General features: G+C 70.9%; 17 protein-coding genes. 6 read left to right on the top strand and 11 right to left on the bottom strand.

The genetic code is table 11. From position 1 onward, the window contains the following. The first annotated feature begins 115 nt into the window (after window positions 1-115). Window positions 116-601, top strand: coding sequence for an Lrp/AsnC family transcriptional regulator (locus tag H9622_RS13785; RefSeq protein ID WP_191766998.1), 486 nt, complete (start codon window positions 116-118; stop codon window positions 599-601). Window positions 602-663: 62 nt separating this feature from the next. After that, the gene (locus H9622_RS13780) at window positions 664-1629 is read left to right on the top strand and encodes a diacylglycerol/lipid kinase family protein (RefSeq protein ID WP_225222113.1); all 966 of its coding nucleotides are present in this window, start codon (window positions 664-666) and stop codon (window positions 1627-1629) included. Window positions 1630-1678: 49 nt separating this feature from the next. Here H9622_RS13780 and H9622_RS13775 read toward each other — a convergent pair whose 3' ends face one another. From H9622_RS13775 to H9622_RS13735, 9 genes are all read right to left on the bottom strand, one after another. Then, complete coding sequence (locus tag H9622_RS13775) at window positions 1679-3211, bottom strand: CoA-acylating methylmalonate-semialdehyde dehydrogenase (protein WP_191766997.1); 1533 nt, start codon at window positions 3209-3211, stop codon at window positions 1679-1681. A 54-nt stretch (window positions 3212-3265) separates the two neighbouring features. Next, the gene (locus H9622_RS13770; RefSeq protein WP_191766996.1) at window positions 3266-4600 is read right to left on the bottom strand and encodes an aspartate aminotransferase family protein; all 1335 of its coding nucleotides are present in this window, start codon (window positions 4598-4600) and stop codon (window positions 3266-3268) included. Between the two features lie 123 nt (window positions 4601-4723). Continuing rightward, window positions 4724-5878 carry an ABC transporter substrate-binding protein gene (locus H9622_RS13765; protein WP_191766995.1) on the bottom strand — a complete coding sequence of 385 codons (1155 nt, stop codon included), beginning with the start codon at window positions 5876-5878 and terminating at the stop codon, window positions 4724-4726. An 86-nt stretch (window positions 5879-5964) separates the two neighbouring features. After that, complete coding sequence (locus H9622_RS13760) at window positions 5965-6777, bottom strand: ABC transporter permease (protein ID WP_191766994.1); 813 nt, start codon at window positions 6775-6777, stop codon at window positions 5965-5967. Continuing rightward, window positions 6774-7655, bottom strand: a complete 882-nt coding sequence (locus H9622_RS13755) for an ABC transporter ATP-binding protein (RefSeq protein ID WP_191766993.1) — start codon at window positions 7653-7655, stop codon at window positions 6774-6776. The genes H9622_RS13760 and H9622_RS13755 overlap by 4 nt, the downstream gene beginning before the upstream one ends. Further along, a complete protein-coding gene (locus tag H9622_RS13750) occupies window positions 7655-8605 on the bottom strand; it encodes an ABC transporter permease (protein ID WP_225222112.1) in 951 nt (316 codons plus the stop codon). The genes H9622_RS13755 and H9622_RS13750 overlap by 1 nt, the downstream gene beginning before the upstream one ends. After that, on the bottom strand, window positions 8602-9618 hold the full coding sequence (locus H9622_RS13745; protein ID WP_191766992.1) for a TIGR03842 family LLM class F420-dependent oxidoreductase: 1017 nt from the start codon (window positions 9616-9618) through the stop codon (window positions 8602-8604). The genes H9622_RS13750 and H9622_RS13745 overlap by 4 nt, the downstream gene beginning before the upstream one ends. Window positions 9619-9668: 50 nt before the next feature. Further along, window positions 9669-11102 carry a dihydropyrimidinase gene (hydA, locus tag H9622_RS13740; protein WP_191766991.1) on the bottom strand — a complete coding sequence of 478 codons (1434 nt, stop codon included), beginning with the start codon at window positions 11100-11102 and terminating at the stop codon, window positions 9669-9671. Window positions 11103-11225: 123 nt separating this feature from the next. Next, window positions 11226-12074 carry a nitrilase-related carbon-nitrogen hydrolase gene (locus tag H9622_RS13735; RefSeq protein ID WP_191766990.1) on the bottom strand — a complete coding sequence of 283 codons (849 nt, stop codon included), beginning with the start codon at window positions 12072-12074 and terminating at the stop codon, window positions 11226-11228. A gap of 281 nt (window positions 12075-12355) precedes the next feature. Here H9622_RS13735 and H9622_RS13730 point away from each other — a divergent pair, with 281 nt between their 5' ends. Together H9622_RS13730 and H9622_RS13725 are read left to right on the top strand one after the other, a co-directional pair. Then, on the top strand, window positions 12356-13522 hold the full coding sequence (locus H9622_RS13730) for a sensor histidine kinase (protein WP_191766989.1): 1167 nt from the start codon (window positions 12356-12358) through the stop codon (window positions 13520-13522). 115 nt (window positions 13523-13637) lie between these two features. Continuing rightward, window positions 13638-14276, top strand: a complete 639-nt coding sequence (locus H9622_RS13725; RefSeq protein WP_191766988.1) for a response regulator — start codon at window positions 13638-13640, stop codon at window positions 14274-14276. A gap of 92 nt (window positions 14277-14368) precedes the next feature. Here the strand turns inward: H9622_RS13725 and H9622_RS13720 are convergent, their stop codons facing one another. Beyond that, a complete protein-coding gene (locus tag H9622_RS13720; protein ID WP_191766987.1) occupies window positions 14369-15058 on the bottom strand; it encodes a hemerythrin domain-containing protein in 690 nt (229 codons plus the stop codon). A 138-nt stretch (window positions 15059-15196) separates the two neighbouring features. On the opposite strand from H9622_RS13720, the gene H9622_RS13715 reads away from it, so the two are divergent. Further along, window positions 15197-15979 carry an ABC transporter ATP-binding protein gene (locus H9622_RS13715; RefSeq protein ID WP_191766986.1) on the top strand — a complete coding sequence of 261 codons (783 nt, stop codon included), beginning with the start codon at window positions 15197-15199 and terminating at the stop codon, window positions 15977-15979. Next, window positions 15976-17445, top strand: a complete 1470-nt coding sequence (locus tag H9622_RS13710) for an ABC transporter permease (protein WP_191766985.1) — start codon at window positions 15976-15978, stop codon at window positions 17443-17445. Before H9622_RS13715 ends, H9622_RS13710 begins: the two co-directional genes overlap by 4 nt. Window positions 17446-17487: 42 nt before the next feature. Here the strand turns inward: H9622_RS13710 and H9622_RS13705 are convergent, their stop codons facing one another. Next, window positions 17488-18012: a hypothetical protein gene (locus H9622_RS13705; RefSeq protein ID WP_191766984.1), complete on the bottom strand. Its 525-nt coding sequence runs from the start codon at window positions 18010-18012 to the stop codon at window positions 17488-17490. Window positions 18013-18174: the final 162 nt, after the last annotated feature.

Here is an 18174-nt window from a genome sequence, read left to right as displayed (position 1 = left end):
GAACCTCCGATCGGTCGTGGTGGACTCCTCCGAGTGTACGGGAGATCTTCCGGCGTTTCAGCCCGGCGACAGGAAACATTCCTGTCCGTGACGCGCCGGTTGGTATCCTCGAGCCATGCTCAGCTCCGACGTCCCGCCCGAGCCGGCGCTCGCGGTCGACGACCCGATCGACACGATCATCGTGCGCGAGGTGTCGCTGAACGCGCGGGCGACGCTCGCGGAGCTGTCGGCCGCCGCGGGGCTGTCGGTGTCGGCCGTGCAGACGCGCCTGCGCCGGCTCGAGTCCCGCGGAGTGATCACCGGATACCGCGCGCTCATCGACGCGGAGGCGGTCGGCAAGCCGCTGTCGGCGTTCGTCGAGATCACGCCGCTCGATCCGGCGCAGCCCGACAACGCGCCGGAGATGCTCGAGCACCTGACCGAGATCGAGGCGTGCCACTCCATCGCGGGCGATGCGAGCTACATCCTCTTCGTGCGCGTGAGCACGCCGCGCCATCTGGAGTCGCTGATCCGCGACATCCGCCTCGCCGCCTCGGTCAACACCCGCACGACGGTGGTGCTGCAGACGTTCTACGAGAACCGGCCGATCCTCCCCGCATGACCTCTCGCGGGCGCCGGCGCAAGCCCCGGGGGCCGGCGACCGGCCGTGGGTAGCCTCGCGGTATGGACTCGGCGACGACACCGAACAGCGATGGCACGGGCGTGCTCATCGTGCGGAACTCCCGGTCCGGATCGGCGGTGATCCGCGAGGATCCCGCCGAGACGTTCGCCGAGCGCCTGCCCGCCGCAGCAGTGCGCGAACTCGGCGACGGCGAGGACCTCGCCGACGTCGTCGAGGAGGCGATGGGATCGGATGCCGCGCCCGCCGTCCTCGGCGTTCACGGCGGCGACGGCTCGGTGTCACGCATGGCCCACCTCGCGCGCCGGCACGATCGCCCGCTCCTCGCCCTGCCCGGCGGCACGTTCAACCACTTCGCGCGCGCGCTCGGGCTGACCGACGTCGGCGTCGCGATCGACGCGCTGGTCGCCGGCGCCACCGTGCCGGTGGGTGTCGTGGAGGCGACCGCCGACGACGACGAGCCGGTCACCGTGCTCAACGTCGTGTCGGTCGGCGCCTACCCCGAGCTGATCGAAGAGCGCGAACGCCGAAGCAGCCTCGGCAAGTGGCTGGGCGGTGCCGCCGCGACATGGTCTGCGCTGGGCAGCGCCGAGCCGCTCACGATCGTTCTTGACGGCAGGCGCGCCCGCGTCTGGTCGGTGTTCGTCAGCGTGGGCCGCAACGACCCCGACCGCGTCGCCACGATGCAGCGCCAGGAGATCGAGGCCTCGGTGCTCGACGTGCGCATCCACCACGCGCGCGGCACCCGCGTGCGCGCCCTGGCGTCGCTGGCCTTCGGCAAGCGCACGGCGGCGGTGCTGCGCGCGATGGGCCTGTTCCCCCGCGACGCCGACATGGAGCGGCTGGTCGTGCCGAGCCTCGACCTGAAGGTCACGCCGCAGCCGGGGCATCCCTCGGTGTTCGTCCACGACGGCGAGCTCGAGGAGCGCGATCCCGGCGGCTTCCGGCTGCGCTGCGTCGCGGTGCCCGATGCCCTGCGGGTGTTCGCCCCGGGCGGGCAGCCCCGATAGAACAGCGGATGCCGCGACCCGTCGGGCCGCGGCATCCGCTCCGTCCTGCTCAGTCGTGCTGGGGGAAGCCCAGATTCAGACCGCCGTGCGACGGGTCGAGCCAGCGCGAGGTGACTGCCTTCTCGGCCGTGAAGAAGTCGAACCCGTGGGGGCCGTACGCCTTCGCGTCTCCGAACAGCGACGCCTTCCAGCCGCCGAACGAGTGGTACGCGACGGGCACGGGGATCGGCACGTTGATGCCGATCATGCCGACCTGCGCCTCGCGCTGGAAGCGCCGGGCCGCACCGCCGTCGTTCGTGAAGATCGCCGTGCCGTTGCCGTAGAGGCTCGAGTTGATGATCTCGAGGCCGTCCTCGTAGCCCTCGACGCGCACGACCGAGAGCACCGGCCCGAAGATCTCGTCGGTGTAGACCGTCGAGGTGGTCGGCACCTTGTCGATGAGCGTCGGTCCGAGCCAGAAGCCGTTGGCGTCGCCGTCGATCTCGGCGTCGCGTCCGTCGACGACGACCGTCGCGCCGTCGGTTCCGGCGACATCGATGTACGACGTGACCTTGTCACGGTGCTGGCCGGTGATGAGCGGGCCCATGTCGCAGCCCTTCATGCCGTCGCCGGTGCGCAGCGTCGCCATGCGCTGCGACACCTTCTGCACGAACTCGTCGGCGATGGTGTCGACGGCCAGGACCACCGAGATCGCCATGCAGCGCTCGCCGGCCGAGCCGAAGCCCGCGTTCACGGCCGCGTCGGCGGCGAGGTCGAGGTCGGCGTCGGGCAGCACCAGCATGTGGTTCTTCGCGCCGCCGAGGGCCTGCACCCGCTTGCCGTGGCTCGTCGCCGTCTCGTAGACGTACTTCGCGATCGGCGTGGAGCCGACGAACGAGATCGCCCGCACGTCGGGGTGCTCGAGGAGCGCGTCGACGGCCTCCTTGTCGCCGTGGACGACGTTGAGCACGCCGTCGGGGAGCCCGGCCTCCTTGAGGAGCGCGGCCATCCAGTTCGCGGCCGTCGGGTCCTTCTCGGACGGCTTCAGGATCACCGCGTTGCCGGCGGCCAGCGCGATCGAGAAGAACCACAGCGGAACCATCGCGGGGAAGTTGAACGGGCTGATGATGCCCACGACGCCGAGCGGCTGGCGCAGCGTGTAGACGTCGATCCCCGTCGAGACGTTCTCGGAGTAGGCACCCTTGGTCAGGTGGCCGAGCCCGCACGCGAACTCGACGACCTCCATGCCGCGCGCGATCTCGCCGAGCGCGTCGGAGAGCACTTTGCCGTGCTCGGCGGTGAGGATCTCGGCGAGCTCGCCCTTGCGGGCGTTGAGCAGCTCGCGGAACGCGAACATGACGGTCTGCCGCTTGGCGATGGAGGCGTCGCGCCACTGCGCCCACGCCTCGGAGGCCACGTCGACCGCGGCTCCGACATCCGCCTTCGATGCGAATCGCACCTGCTTCTGCACCGTGCCGAACGCGGGGTTGTAGACCTGGCCGGTCCGCTCGGACTCGCCGGCCCAGGCGGCCCCGCGCACCCAGTGCTCGAGGATCGTCGTCGTGGACTCGTCGGTCCGCTCCAGGGTCGTCGTGTCGGTCATGGTGTGTTCCTGCCCTTCATTGGGAAGCCCTCCTCGTGAGAGGACGCGCACGCGTCAGAAGAGGTCATCTTCGACGCTCGTCAAGGCTTCATCGTAAATCGACATCGCCTGCGATACCTCCGCGTCGGTGACGACGCAGGGTGGCACCACGTGGATGCGGTTGTCGGCGGCGAAGGGCATGAGGCCCCTCGACGTCAGTTCCTTCTTGAGCTTTCCGATCACATCGGCGCCCACCGGCTCGCGGGTCTCGCGGTCGGCGACGAGCTCCATGGCCCAGAAGACGCCCTCGCCGCGCACCTCGCCGATGAGCGGGTGCTTCGCCTCGAGCTCGCGCAGGCCGGGGCCGATGGCGTCGGCGCCGACCCGCCGGGCGTTCTCGACGATGCCCTCGCTCTCCATCGCGTCGATGGCGGCGACGATGGATGCCGCGGCCAGCGGGTGACCGGAGTAGGTGAGGCCGCCGGGGAAGACCCGATCGTCGAAGGTGGCGGAGATGGCGTCGGAGATGATCACGCCGCCGACCGGCACGTACCCGGAGTTGACGCCTTTCGCGAAGGTGATGAGGTCGGGGACCACGTCGTAGCCCTGGAAGGCGAACCAGCGGCCGGTGCGGCCGAAGCCGGCCATCACCTCGTCGAGGATCAGCACGATGCCGTACTTGTCGGCGAGGGCGCGCACCCCGGCGAGATAGCCGGGCGGGGGAAGCATGATGCCGGCGGTGCCCGGGATCGACTCGAGCAGCAGCGCCGCGATCGTCGAGGGTCCTTCGGCCTGGATCACGCGCTCGAGGTGGTGCAGCGCGCGCGCCGACTCCTCTTCGGGCGTGGTCGCCCAGAACTCGCTGCGGTACAGGTAGGGACCGAAGAAGTGCACGTGCCCGCGGGCGTACTGGTTCGGCGTCCGTCGCCAGTCGCCGGTCGCGACGATGGCCGCGCCGGTGTTGCCGTGATACGAGCGGTAGGTCGACAGCACCGTCTCCCGGCCGCTCTCCCCTCGGGCAGCACAGTGCAGGCGCGCCATGCGGATCGCGTTCTCGATCGCGTCGGCGCCGCCGTTGGTGAAGAAGACCTTGGCGAAGCCCTCGGGCGCCTTCGAGAGGATGCGCTGCGCGGCACGGCCGCGTGCGAGGTTGGCCGTCGCGGGGCCGATCGTGGCGAGCTCGGCAGCCTGCTGCTGGATGGCGGCCACGACGGCGGGATGCTGGTGCCCGATGTTCACGTTGACCAGTTGGCTCGAGAAGTCGAGCATCCGGTTGCCGGCGTGGTCCCACACGACGGTGCCGGAGCCGCCGGCGATGACGGGCAGGTCGAGGCCGGCCTGCGCCGACCACGAGTGGAAGACGTGCTCGCGGTCGAGTTGCTTCGCCGTGGCGTCGAGGTCGTCGGACATCGTGTGCTCCTGGGGGGATGAGTGCGTTTTCGTCTCCTCGCTACGCTCGTCGCTCAACGACCGGGGGTCAACCGACGATCCCGGTCGTTGAGCGAGCGAAGCGAACGAAACGTCCGGGTGCGGCTAGTTGCCGCCTTCCTCGAGGACGACGTTCATCGGCGTGAAGGACTCGCCGGTGAGGTCGATGCCCTCGGCCTCGAGCTCATCCAGCGCCTGCTGGATGTACTCGTTCGACCAGGCGCTCGCAGGCGGCTCCTGGGTGATGAGATGGGCACCGGTCTCGTTGACGGCCGACAGGGCGCCGTCCACCGTGCGCTGCCACGCCGTCTCGTCGATGATGCCGATGCCGTCAGTGGCCGGCCAGATCAGCTTGTTGGTCTCGTTCATCATCCACAGCTCGTGGCTCAGTCCCCACGCCGAACCGTTCTCCATCGTGAGGAGGGCGGCCGCTTCCGGGTTGTCCCGTGCGTACACCCAGCCCTTGATGACCGCCTTCAGGAAGGCGACGGCCGTCGCGGCATACTCCTCGTCGCTGTCGAGCCGCGCGGTGTCGGCCCAGATCGCGTCCTGGAGCATGGCGCCGACCGTGTCCTCGTAGCTGATGACGTTGAAGTCCTCGGGCTGGTACAGCTCGCCGGTGTCGGGGTTCACCGTCTCGAGAAGCTGCGCGTACTCGTTGTAGGTCATCGCTTGAGCGGCGTCGATGTCGCCCTGCAGGAAGGCGTTCATGTTGAAGTCCTGCGTGATGATCTGCACCGTGGTCGAGTCGAGTCCCTCCGCGGCCATGGCCGCGAAGATCTCCCACTCGTTTCCGAAGCCCCACGAGCCGATCGTCTTGCCCTCGAAGTCGGCGACCGACTCGATGCCCGAGTCCGCCCACGACACCTGCAGCGTTCCCGAGCGCTGGAAGATCTGGGCGATGTCGGTGAGGTTGGCTCCTGCCTCGATCGATCCGAGAACCTTGGGCACCCAGGCGATCGCGAAGTCGACGTCGCCGTTGGCCAGGGCGTCCTGGGGGACGATGTCGCCGCCGGACGGGATGATCTCGACGTCCAGCCCCTCCTCTTCGAAGTAGTCCTGATCGATCGCTGCGAAGTACCCGGCGAACTGCGCCTGCGGCAGCCACTGGAGCTGGAGCTTGACCGGGGTCAGCTCGCCGCCGTCCGGATCGCTGCTCGGGTCAGGGCTGTCCCCGCCGCCGGAGCATCCGGCGAGCAGGAGCGCGGCCGACAGGGCGAACGCGCCTGTTGCGAGCGCGCGACGTGTGCTGTGTCTCATGTCGTTCCTTTCGTCCCCTCACGGGGATTCGCTGCGGTGGTGCATTGCCGGCCTCGCAGGGCGAGGACGTCTTTCCAGGAGGCGCATCATCGGGCGCCTCCGGTCGGGATGCGGCGGAGCACGAGCCACTCCAGCAGTGCCGTCGCAAGGTAGAAGATGAGGCCGAGCGCGATCGCCGCGGCGACGTACGCCCAGGCGCGCGCATAGGCGCTCGTCGCGGCGGAGGTCGCGATGAACGTGCCGAGCCCCCCGCGCGGCCCGCCGAAGTACTCCGCGACGAGCGCGGAGATCACCGCGAGCGAGCTGGCGATCCGGATGCCGGTCATCAGGTACGGCGCGGCGGTGGGAAGCGTGACCAGTCGGAACGTCTGCGGCCCCGACGCCGCGTACACGTGCATCAGGTCGCGGTGGACGGGCCGGGTCTGGCGCAGACCGCGGAGCGTGTTGACGAACACCGGTACGAACGCGGCCAGTGCCGCGATGGCCTGCCGGCCGAACTGGCTGTCGGCGCCGAACATCGAGTTGAGCACCGGCGCGAGCGCGACGATCGGCACCACCGCAAGCGACGCCACGATCGGCGCCGACATCCCGTCGACCGCGCGCCAGCGGGCTGCGAGCGCAGCCAGCAGGATCGCGAGCAGCGTGCCGACCACGAGTCCGAGGAGTGCGTTCGTGCCGGTGATGATCGTCGCCTGCAGGATGGCCGGCCAGAACTCGACGAGCTGCTGCAGGATCGCCGCGGGGCTCGGGAGCAGGTAGTCCGAGACGCCGACGACCGTCACCAGGAATTGCCACAGCGCGAGTCCGAGCAGGCCGACGACGAGGGGTGCGATCACGCGCAGGCGGCGCTCGGCGGCAGGGCTCCACCGCGCGCGCGGCGCGTGCCGCACGGTCGTCATCGCTCCTCCGCTCCGCGCGGCGCGGCGGCCGGGGTGCCGTGCAGGGCCTCGCGCACCGCCGTGACCTTCGCGAAGAAGGCCGGCGTCTCGCGCAGCGACTCGTCGCGAATCGCGGCCGCCGGATCGAGCAGCGGCGAACGCCGCGTACCGAGATCATCCGCTCCGAATCCCGTCTCGATGATGTCGGTGATCCGTCCCGGGCGCGGCGACATGACGACCACGCGATCCGACAGGAACACCGCCTCCGGGATCGAGTGGGTCACGAACACCACGGCGGCGCCCGTCTCCGCAGCGATGCGCGACAGCTCGGCCTGCATGCGCTCGCGGGTCATCTCGTCGAGCGCGCCGAACGGCTCGTCCATCAGCAGCAGTCGCGGCTGTTCGGCGAGGGCTCGCGCGATGGCGACGCGCTGCTGCATGCCGCCGGAGAGCTGATCGGGATGCCGGTCGGCGAAGTCCGAGAGGCCCACCAGCTCGGCGAGCCGTGCGACCCGCTCCTTGCGCTCGGCGGCTCCGACGCCGTGCAGCTCGAGCGGCAGGGCGATGTTCGCCGCGACCGTCCGCCACGGCAGGAGTCCGGCCTGCTGGAACGCGATGCCGTAGTCCTGGTCGCGCCGAGCGCGATGCGCCGGCTTGCCGAACACCTCGACCGACCCGGCCGTCGCCGCGTCGAGGTCGGCGATCAGGCGGAGCAGCGTCGACTTGCCGCATCCCGACGGTCCGATGAGCGAGACGAACTCGCCCTCGGCGACCGTGAGCTCGATCCCGTCGAGCGCGGTGACGTCGCCGGCCTTCGAAGGGAACACCTTCGACGCCCCGTGCACGCTCACCGCGGCCGCCCGGGTCACGGGCTCCGTGGTCGTCGCCGTATCGGTCATCAGGCCGCCTCTCCTCGTCGGTAGTCCTTCAGGAACACACCCAGCAGCGCCACCGAGCCCGCCGCGACCAGGCCGAGCGCGACGGCGCCGAAGATCGGTCCCCACGCCTTCGCCGGATCGCCCGACGCTTGGCCGGCGAACTGGATCAGCAGGCGTCCGATGCCGCCCTGCAGGCCGGTCGAGACCTCGGCGACGACCGCGCCGATGACGGCGTTCGCCGCGCCGAGTCTCAGCGCAGGGAGCAGGTAGGGGACGGATGCCGGCAGCCGCAGCTTCACGAGCGTGGGCCAGTACCCCGCGGCGTAGGTGTGCATGAGCTCGGTGTGGATGCGGTCGGGGGACTGCAGGCCGCGCAGGGCCCCGACGGCGATCGGGAAGAAGGCGAGGTACGACGCGATCAAGGCGACCGACATCCAGTCCTGCCACTCCCAGCCGCCGATCTCGATGCGCGATCCCCAGCTCTTGACGATCGGCGCGAACGCGATGAGCGGCACGGTCTGGCTGAGGATGATCCAGGGGAGCAGTCCCCACTCGGCGAGGCGCCAGCGCTGCATCAGCAGGGCGAACGCGAAGCCCACGATCATCCCGACGAGCCAGCCCACCGCCGCGATGCCCAGGGTCGTCAGCGCGCCGAGCGCGATGACGCCCCACAGCGGAGGGGACCCCTCCTGCCGGGTGACGGGCTCGAACAGCCGGCCCACCATGACCCACACGTGGGGCATCGCCAGGTCGGTGGTGCGCGGCAGGATGCGCAGCCCGGCGACGATCACGCCGTCCTCGGGCGCCAGCCACTTGTACAGCTCCCACACGATCACGACCGCCGCGACGCCGACGATCCCCCACAGCCACGCGAGGCCGGAGCGGCGCCCGCGCGGGCGCGGGGCGCGCGCCGGATGGGCCGGATCGCCCGGCGCGGCGACCTGGGTCTCGATGCCGGCGGTGCTCGTCATGCCTTCGCCGTGACGTGGGCCGAGAGCGCCGGGATGACGGTCTCGCCGTACACCCGCATCGTCTCCTCCTTGTTGTCGTGCTGGAGGTAGCCGGCGAACTGCGTCACGCCGAGAGCGCGCAGCTGCTCGAGTTTGGCGATGTGCTCCTCGGCGGTGCCCAGGATGCAGAACCGGTCGACGATCTCGTCGGGAACGAAGTCGACGTGGTCATTGTCGGCCTTGCCGTGGGTGTTGTAGTCGTAGCCCTGGCGGCCGGCGATGTAGTCGGTGAGGGCGTCGGGCACGGCGCCGTGCTCGCCGTACTTCGCGACGATGTCGGCCACGTGGTTGCCGACCATCCCCCCGAACCAGCGGCACTGGTCGCGCATGTGCTGCCAGTCGTCTCCGATGTACATCGGCGCCGCGACGCAGAACGAGATGGCGTCGGGGTCGCGGCCGGCGGCGGCCGCGGCATCCCTCACCGTCTTGATCATCCACGCGGCGATGTCGACGTCCGCCAGCTGCAGGATGAACCCGTCGCCCACTTCGCCCGTGAGCTTGAGCGCAAGGGGGCCGTACGCGGCGACCCAGACCTCGAGCTCCGACCCGCGGCTCCACGGGAACTGCAGGGTCGCGCCCTTGTACTCGACCGGCCGCGAGTTCGCGAGCTCGCGGATCACGTGGATCGACTCGCGCAGCTCGGACATCGTGACCGGCTTGCCGTTGGTCACGCGCACCGCCGAGTCGCCTCGCCCGATGCCGCAGATCGTGCGGTTGCCGTACAGCTCGTTGAGGGTGGCGAAGACGGACGCCGTCACCGTCCAGTCCCGGGTCGCCGGGTTCGTCACGAACGGGCCGACCGTCACGCGCTTGGTCGCGTTGAGGATCGCCGAGTGGATGACGTACGGCTCCTCCCACAGCAGGTGCGAGTCGAAGGTCCACACGTGGCTGAAGCCGTGGGCCTCCGCGAGCTGTGCGAGCTGCACGGTGCGCGCCGCGGGTGGGTTGGTCTGAAGGACGACTCCGAAGTCCATGTCGTGCCTTTCGGTCGGTGGCGAGCGAAGCGAGACGAAACGCAGATTCGTCAGATGAGGTACTGCGAGAGGCCGCGCTTGAGGAACCGGCCGTCGCCCGCGGACCCGAGGTAGGCGCCGTCGTCGACGATCACCTTGCCGCGAGAGATCACGGTGTCGACGTGGCCGTCGATCTCGAATCCCTCCCACGCGGAGTGGTCCATGTTCATGTGGTGGGATGCCGCCGAGATCGTCGTGTGCCCGTTCGGGTCGTACACCACGACATCGCCGTCGGCGCCGGGCTGGACGACGCCCTTCCGGCCGTACAGGCCGAACATCCGGGCGGGGGTCGTGCTCGTGAGCTCGACCCAGCGCTCGAGGGTGATCTTGCCGGTCACGACGCCCTGGTACATGAGGTCCATGCGGTGCTCGACCGACCCGATCCCGTTGGGGATCGCGCGGAAGTCGTCGAGCCCGAGCTCCTTCTGGCCCTTCATGCAGAACGGGCAGTGATCGGTCGAGACCATCTGGATGTCGTTGGTGCGCAGCGCCTGCCACATGTGATGCTGGTGGCCCTCGCCGCGGCTGCGCAGCGGCGTCGAGCACACCCACTTCGCGCCCTCGAACTGACCCCACTCCTCGCTGAACCCGCCGAGCTGCTCCTCGAGCGAGAGGTACAGGTACTGCGGGCAGGTCTCGCCGAAGACGTTCCAGCCCTGGTCCCGCGCCCACGCGATCTGGTCGACGGCCTGCTTGGCGCTCACGTGCACCGTGTACAGCGGGGCGCCGGTGAGGTTGGCGAGCATGATCGCACGGTGCGTCGCCTCCTCCTCCATCTGCCAGGCCCGGGCGATGCCGTGGTAGTACGGCGCCTTCTTGCCGGCCTCGGCCAGCTGGGCGGCGAGCACATCGATGGCGGGGCCGTTCTCGGCGTGCATCATCGTGAGCAGGCCGGTCTCGGCCGACACCTGCATCGCCTTCAGCACCTGCGCGTCGTCGGAGTAGAACACGCCGGGGTACGCCATGAAGAGCTTGAAGCTCGAGACGCCCTCGTCGAGGAGGCCCCGCATCGCGGCGAGCGAGTCGTCGTCGACCCCGCCGATGATCTGGTGGAACCCGTAGTCGATCGCGCAGTTGCCGGCGGCCTTCTCGTGCCACGCGGCGAGCCCGTCCTGCACGCGCTCGCCGTACTTCTGAACGGCGAAATCGATGATCGACGTCGTCCCGCCCCACGCCGCGGCCCGCGTGCCCGTCTCGAACGTGTCGGATGCCGCGGTGCCGCCGAACGGCAGCTCCATGTGCGTGTGCGCGTCGATGCCGCCCGGGATCACGTACTTGCCGGTGGCGTCGACGACGGTGTCGACCGAGGCCGCCAGGTCGGTGCCCAGCAGCTGCGAGCCCGGTGCCAGCACGGCGGCGATCGTCTCGCCGTCGATGAGCACGTCCGCTTCGCCGCGTCCGGTGGCCGAGACGACCGTCCCGCCGGTGATGAGTGTGGTGGTCATGTCAGTCCTCTTTCTTCGTCGAGGCCCGAAGCTCACCTGTCACGAAGCGTCGTCCTCGACGGCACTTCGTGACAGGGGAGCAGTGGGTGAGAGGGCTCAGGGGGCTCGCAGGCATCGCGGGCATCACGGCTTCGCGATCCGGGTGTAGGAGTCGGGCCGGCGGTCGCGGTAGAACTGCCAGTCGTCGCGCATCTCCTGCACCATGTTCAGGTCGAGGTCGCGCACGAGCAGCTCTTCGCTGTCGCCCGAGCCGCGCTCGCCGACGAAGTTGCCGCGCGGGTCGATCACCTGGCTCGTGCCGTAGAAGTCGACGGCGAGGTCGCCGTACTCGTTGTCCTCGCGCCCCACGCGGTTGGGCTGCAGCACGAAGTAGCCGTTGGCCACTGCCGCCGCCGGTCCTTCGACCTCCCACAGCCGGTTCGAGAGGCCGGGCTTGGTGGCGTTCGGGTTGAAGACCATGTGCGCGTCGGCGAGGCCGAGCTCGCGCCATCCCTCGGGGAAGTGCCGGTCGTAGCAGATGTACATCCCGATCCGCCCGACCGCGGTGTCGAAGACCGGGTAGCCGAGGTTGCCCGGACGGAAGTAGAACTTCTCCCAGAACCTGTCGAGGTGCGGCAGGTGGTGCTTGCGGTACTTGCCGAGGATCGTGCCGTCGGCGTCGACCAGCACCGAGGTGTTGTAGTACACCCCGGTCTCGGCCTCTTCGTAGATCGGCAGCACCATGACCGTTCCGAGCTCCTTCGCGATCGACGCGAAGCGCTGCACGATCGGCCCGTCCGCCTGCTCGGCGAAGCGGTAGTACTTCTTGTCCTGCGTGATGCCGAAGTACGGTCCGTAGAACAGCTCCTGGAAGCACACGACCTGCGCGCCCTGGGCCGCGGCATCCCTCGCGAATCCTTCGTGCTTGTCGAGCATCGACTCCTTGTCACCTGTCCAGGAAGTCTGCGAAATAGCCGCTCGTACCGTCGTCATGTTGTCTCCGTCCGTGCTCGTTCGAGGTCCCTCGGGCTGGGACCGACGGGGGCGAGACCTGGGGGCTGCCTTGCCCCCTGATCCTGTCGACTCGACGTTTCCCGTCGGTTTCGGCCTGTGACGCGACAGTAAAGCCTCGTCCCGCGCGCCGCAATGGTCGGCTGGGCAGACCATAGGAACGCAGGGGTCGTGAGCCGGTACGTCTCGCGACCGAGGTGGCCGGGCGTCGGATACATCCCGGGACGGATGCCGCGGCATCCGCTCTCGCGTACCGTGAAACGGTGTTCCGCAGCCTGAAGCCGTACCAGATCGTCGTCGACGTGGTGGTGGCCGGGCTGTTCGCGGTGATCGTCGTGCCGCTCGAGATCCAGTACACCGACCCGATGGGCGTCGCGTTCAGCGTGCTGTCGGCGGTGATCATGACGCTGCTGCTCGCGTCCGCGCTCGCCGTGCGGCGGCTCTCGCCCGCGATCGCGCTCGGCATCGCGTGGCTGGCGGCGATCGCGCAGATGTCGTTCGGCCGCCCGCCGGGCGTGGCCGACCTCGCGATCTTCGCGGTGCTCTATGCGACCGCAGCGTACGGCTCGCAGCGGGTGTTCTGGCTGGGCTTCGCCTCGTCGTTCCTCGGCGCCGTCGTCATCACGGTGTACGTCGTGGCCGGACCGTACTTCGGGTCGGGCAGCGGCGTGTCCTGGAGCACGATCCCCATCGCGCTGGCGGTGCTCGTCGCCGCCGGGTTCGCGCTGCTGCTGTCGTGGACGGCGGGCGCCCTCGTGCGCACATCGCTGCGCGCCCGCGAGAACCGCCGGGCCCAGGAGCGGGCCGAGGCCGAGGCCATCGTGGAGCAGGAGCGCGTGCGCATCGCCCGCGACATGCACGACGTCGTCGCCCACTCGCTCGCGGTGGTGATCGCCCAGGCCGACGGGGCGCGGTATGCCGGGGCATCCGATCCCTCCGTCGCGACAGCGACCCTCGGCACGATCTCGGCCACCGCTCGCACGGCCCTGGCCGACGTGCGGCTGCTCCTGACGCAGCTGCGCCACAGTCAGGCCGACGGGCCGCAGCCGACGCTCGCCGACCTCGAGGCGCTGTATGCCCAGGTGCGCGGGGCCGGCGTCGACCTGCGCGTCGACGTGGACCCGGCGCCGAGCGGCGAACCACCCGCCGGCGTGCAGCTCGCGGTGTACCGGATCCTGCAGGAGGCGCTCACCAACGCGCTGCGCCACGGCGACGGCGGCACCGTGGACGTGCGGCTCGCCTGGCACCCCGCGCGAGTCGAGCTCGAGGTCGCCAACGGCGTCGGGGAGTCGGCGGCGCCGCCCGCCGCGGGCCACGGAGTGATCGGCATGCGCGAGCGTGCTCAGCTCGTCGGCGGCAGCCTCACCGCCGCATCCGAGGGTGCGAGATTCGTCGTGCGCGCCTCGCTGCCGATCGGGGCGGCGGCGTGAGCCGGGGTCGGTGCGACGTAACGGCGGAGATCGTCGACGACACACCGGTGACGGATGCCGCGGCCGGGCGTGGCGCCCATGATCTCCGATTCTGCGCACGATCGGGGGAGGCCCGATGATCCGCGTCGCACTCGTCGACGACCAGGCGCTGTTCCGCGCCGGCATCCGCATGCTGGTCGATTCGCAGCCCGACCTCGAGGTCGTCGCCGAGGCGTCCGACGGACGTGAGGCGCTCGACGTGATCCGCTCCACCCGGCCCGACGTGGTGCTGATGGACATCCGCATGCCGGTCATGGACGGCCTGACCGCCACGGCCGAGCTGCTCGCCGATCCCGAGCCGCCGCGCATCGTCATGCTCACGACGTTCGACCTCGACGAGGCCGCGGCCCGCGCCATCCGCCAGGGTGCCAGCGGGTTCCTGCTGAAGGACGCCGACCCCGAGTTCCTGCTCGCCGCCATCCGCACCGTGCATGCGGGATCGGCCGTGATCGCGGCATCCGCCACGCGCGACCTGTTCGCTCACTTCGCGGATGCCGCGCCCCGGCCGGTCCCGCCCGCCTACGGCGGGCTCACCGAGCGCGAGCGCGAGATCTTCGCGCTCGCCGCCCGTGGCCTGTCGAATGCCGAGATCGCGGCGCGGGAGTTCCTGTCGGAGGCGACGGTGAAGACGCACATCAGCCGCATCCTGACCAAGCTCGGTCTGCGCGACCGCGTGCAGCTGGTCGTGTTCGCCTTCGAGCACGGCCTGGCGTAGCGGCCGCGCCCGGGTTGCCCGCAGCCGGTGGGCGTCGTACCGTTCTCAGGACCGCTGTCCCGCCCCGCGCCGCCCACCCCGGCGCCGCAGCGTCAGCGCCCCTCGAGGGCGGCGCGGTGCCTGGCGTACCGACGCCTGCCGATCAGGCGCCACGCGAGCCGGCCGGGCGCCGGCATGTGCGTGCGCAGCCACGCGTCGCCGCCGTCGGGCTGCGACGCGAGGATCTCGCCGAGCTGCTGCCAGGTCTGCCCCTTCGGCACGGACTTGCGCCCGTGCTCGGCGAACCACTCGACCTCCTCCTCGGTGATCGTGCGCTCCATCACGGGCACGATGTTCGCCTCCTCGTCGGGGAGGTGCACCGCGAGGGCGGCGTTGACGCCGTCGAGCGCCGCGAGCACGGGGGCGGCATCCGCCTCCGACGCTGAGGCGCGCCAGGCAGGCAGCGCCCGGTCGAGTGCGGTGAGGTGCACGAGCATCTCGGCGTGCTGCTCCTTCATGCGCGCGACGTGTGTCGCGCACGACGGCGCCCGCTCGTCGAGCGCGGTCCACAGGCGCTCGTCCTCGCCCTCGTGATGCGCGTGCAGGGCGATCGACAGCGCTTCGAGCTGCGTCGCGACGGCCGCCCCGTGCGCCGTGTCGCCCGGAGCGACGCCGCGCACCAGTCCGGGGCTCTCGCCGAACGTGCGCCGGAAGAGCCGATGGATCTCGATCATGCCGCCGGCGTCGCACGTCTTCGGGCCGGGGGGCAGGTCGCCGCTCGGGGGCAGGGGCGTGGCGGGCATCGGGTCTCCTCGTCATCGGTGGCCTGCCGCGACCCTAGACCCGCGCTCCGCCGCGCGGAAGAGATCATCCTGCAGATGTATGCGGATGCCTCGCCAGGCCGACGCGCCGCCGCATCCGCCGTTCGTAGCGTCGAAGGCATGGAGATCACATCGACCGACTTGGGGCTCGCGGCGCGAGTCCAGCAGCTCACGAAGACCTACGGCCGCGGCGAGAGCACCGTCCGCGCGCTCGATGAGGTGTCGGTGGGCATCCGGCGCGGCGAGTTCACCGCGATCATGGGTCCGTCCGGCTCGGGCAAGTCGACGCTCATGCACATCATGGCGGGCCTGGATGCCCCGAGCTCGGGCCGCGCCTGGATCGGCGACACCGACATCACCGGCCTCTCCGACCTCGAGCTCACGATCCTGCGCCGCCGTCGCGTCGGCTTCGTGTTCCAGGCGTTCAACCTCGTGCCGACGCTCGACGCGCTCGGCAACATCCTGCTGCCGTTCGACCTCGACGGACGCCGCCCGACGGCTCTCGAGAAGGCCCGCATCGACGGCCTGATCGAGGCGCTCGGCCTCACCCCGCGGCTGCGGCACCGTCCGCACGAGCTCTCGGGCGGCCAGCAGCAGCGCGTCGCCATCGCCCGCGCCCTCGCGACGGCGCCCGACCTGGTCTTCGCCGACGAGCCCACCGGCAACCTCGACTCGCGCACCGGCCGCGAGGTGCTCGGCCTTCTCGCGGCCGCCAGCCGCGACCACGGTCAGTCCATCGCGATGGTCACGCACGACCCGATCGCCGCGAGCCATGCCGACCGCGTGCTCTTCCTCGGCGATGGACGCATCGTCGCCGACAAGCCCCGTCAGACCGCCGAGGAGATCTCGGCGTACATGCTCGCAAGCGAACTGGGCGTCGGCGAGCGGGCGGTGGCGTCATGACCGCGGTGACCGCACCGGAACGAGTCGAGCGGATGCCGCAGCCGCCGGCCGCGCGGCCCCTCGCGTGGCTGCGCGAGCGCGGCATGGGCGCGAGCATCCTCGTCGCCGCCATCTCCAGTGCTTTCGGCGCGCTGCTCCTCACCGCGACGGGGTACCTCGCGGCGATCATGGCCGCCGACCCGTACATCGGCGACAGCGAGACGCTGGCCGCCGTGCTCGTGATCATGACGGTGATCCTCGTGGGCGTCGCCATGTACGTCGCCGCGATCGTGACGGCCAACACCTTCTCGACGATCGTCGCGGGCCGCACCCGGCGCATCGCCTTGATGCGTCTGATCGGAGCATCGGCGTATTCGCAGCGCAACGAGATCGCGCGTCAGGGACTCATCGTCGGCGTGATCGGCGCCGTCGTCGGGCTCCTCGCGGGAGTGCTCGCGGCGGCGGGGGGCATCGCGCTCGCCGAGTCGCTCCTCGGGGTCCCCGACGTCGGGTACCCGGTCGTGCAGGCGGTGCTCGCCATCCCGGCGATCATCGTCGCGCTCACCACGTGGGCCGCGGCCTGGGTGGGGTCGCGGCGCGTGCTCACAGTGACGCCGCTGCAGGCGCTCGGCGGGTCGGTCGAGGCATCCCACGACTCGTACACCCGCCGCAAGGGGCGCAACGGAGCCGCGATCGGCCTGTTCGCCTCGGGCGCTGCGCTGCTGGCGGCGGGCATCGCGCTGGGTCTGTTCTCGCCCCTCGGCGTGGTGATCGCGTTCTTCGGCGGGCTGCTGTCGTTCACCGGCCTTGTGCTCGGCTCGACGATGGTCATGCCGCCGGTGCTGCGCCTGGTCGGCCGGCTGTTCGGCGACTCGGCGACCTCGCGACTCGCGGCCGAGAACGCGCTGCGCTATCCGGAACGGTCGAGCCGCATGGCGATCGGCGTGGTGATCGGCGTGACGCTCGTCACCATGTTCGCCGTCGCGCTCGAGACCGTGAAGGCGGTCGTCGCCGCGTCCGGCGGCGGCGAGATCGACCGTGACTTCGAGGCTCTCCTCGACATGTTCGCAGGCATCATGATGGGCCTCGTCGCCGTCTCGGCGGTGATCGCCGCCGTCGGGCTCGTCAACCTCCTGACGATCGGAGTCGTGCAGCGCCGCCGCGAGCTCGGGCTGCTGCGCTCGCTCGGCGTCGCCACCAGCCAGGTGCGTCGCATGGTGATGCTCGAGGCCGCGCACATCACCATCGCGGCGGTCGTCACCGGGCTGGTGCTGGGGACGGTCTACGGGTGGGCGGGAGCGCAGTCCGTCCTCGGCTCGGTCGCCGTGCCCCCGGCGTGGCAGTCGCCCACGTTCGTCGCTCCGGCGGTGCCGTGGCTGCCCATCGCGCTGATCGTGGTCGCGACCGCCGTGCTCACGCTCGTCGCCGCGGTGGTGCCGACGCGCCTGGCGACGCGGGTGGCTCCGATCGAGGCCCTCGCCGACTGAGCCCCTCGGCGCCGCTCGCCCCGCGGGGTGGGGACGCCGACGTCAGGTCGCGACGTCGGCGTCGGCGTCGGCGTCGGCCGCGGGGTCGTGCGCCCAGGTCGGCGCGAGGGCGCGGATGCGCGCCCCGCGCCACTGCCACATGCCCCACAGCACCGGCCACAGTGCGGGCGCCGTCGGCCCGCCGATGACGAGCCGATCGCGCCAGAGCGTCTTGGACGGATCGCCCGGCGCGGGCGAGACGGCCATCTGGTGGTCCCACACGTCGAGGCTGGCGAGCGGTCCCGTGAGCGGGATGCCGCTGTCGCGGAAGATGCGCACCGGGCCCGCCGGCTCGTCGATCACACGTTCGCTCACGTGGATCAGCTGGCGGCCGGACGGCACGCCGAAGGCCGACAGCTGCACCGGCACGTCGTCGCCGGGCGACCAGGAAGTCGGAAGCCCGTCGGGTACGAGCGGCTCGAGTCCGAGCGCGGGGCCGTAGAGCTCGGCGACCGCGCGGGGGGAGTGGAGGGCCCGCCACGCGGCGTCGGCGTCGCAGTCGATCACGAGCTTGAGCAGGATGCGCATGCTCCAGTCTCGCACCGTGCGCCGCGGGCGGGTCGGGGTGGGCCGGGGCGGGTCGGGGTGGGCCGGGGCTGGTCGGGGTTGGCCGGGCCGCCTGCCGTGCGGTGACTCCGCCTGGCACCGGCTCGGCCGTGCCGCCGGTGCCGTATCCATGCGGGTGGCGGC

Source organism: Microbacterium gallinarum (assembly GCF_014837165.1).
In the GTDB taxonomy this organism is placed as follows: Bacteria; Actinomycetota; Actinomycetes; order Actinomycetales; family Microbacteriaceae; genus Microbacterium; species Microbacterium gallinarum.
Note: the sequence above shows the minus strand (reverse complement) of the source record. Positions and strands in the feature narration are given on the sequence as shown.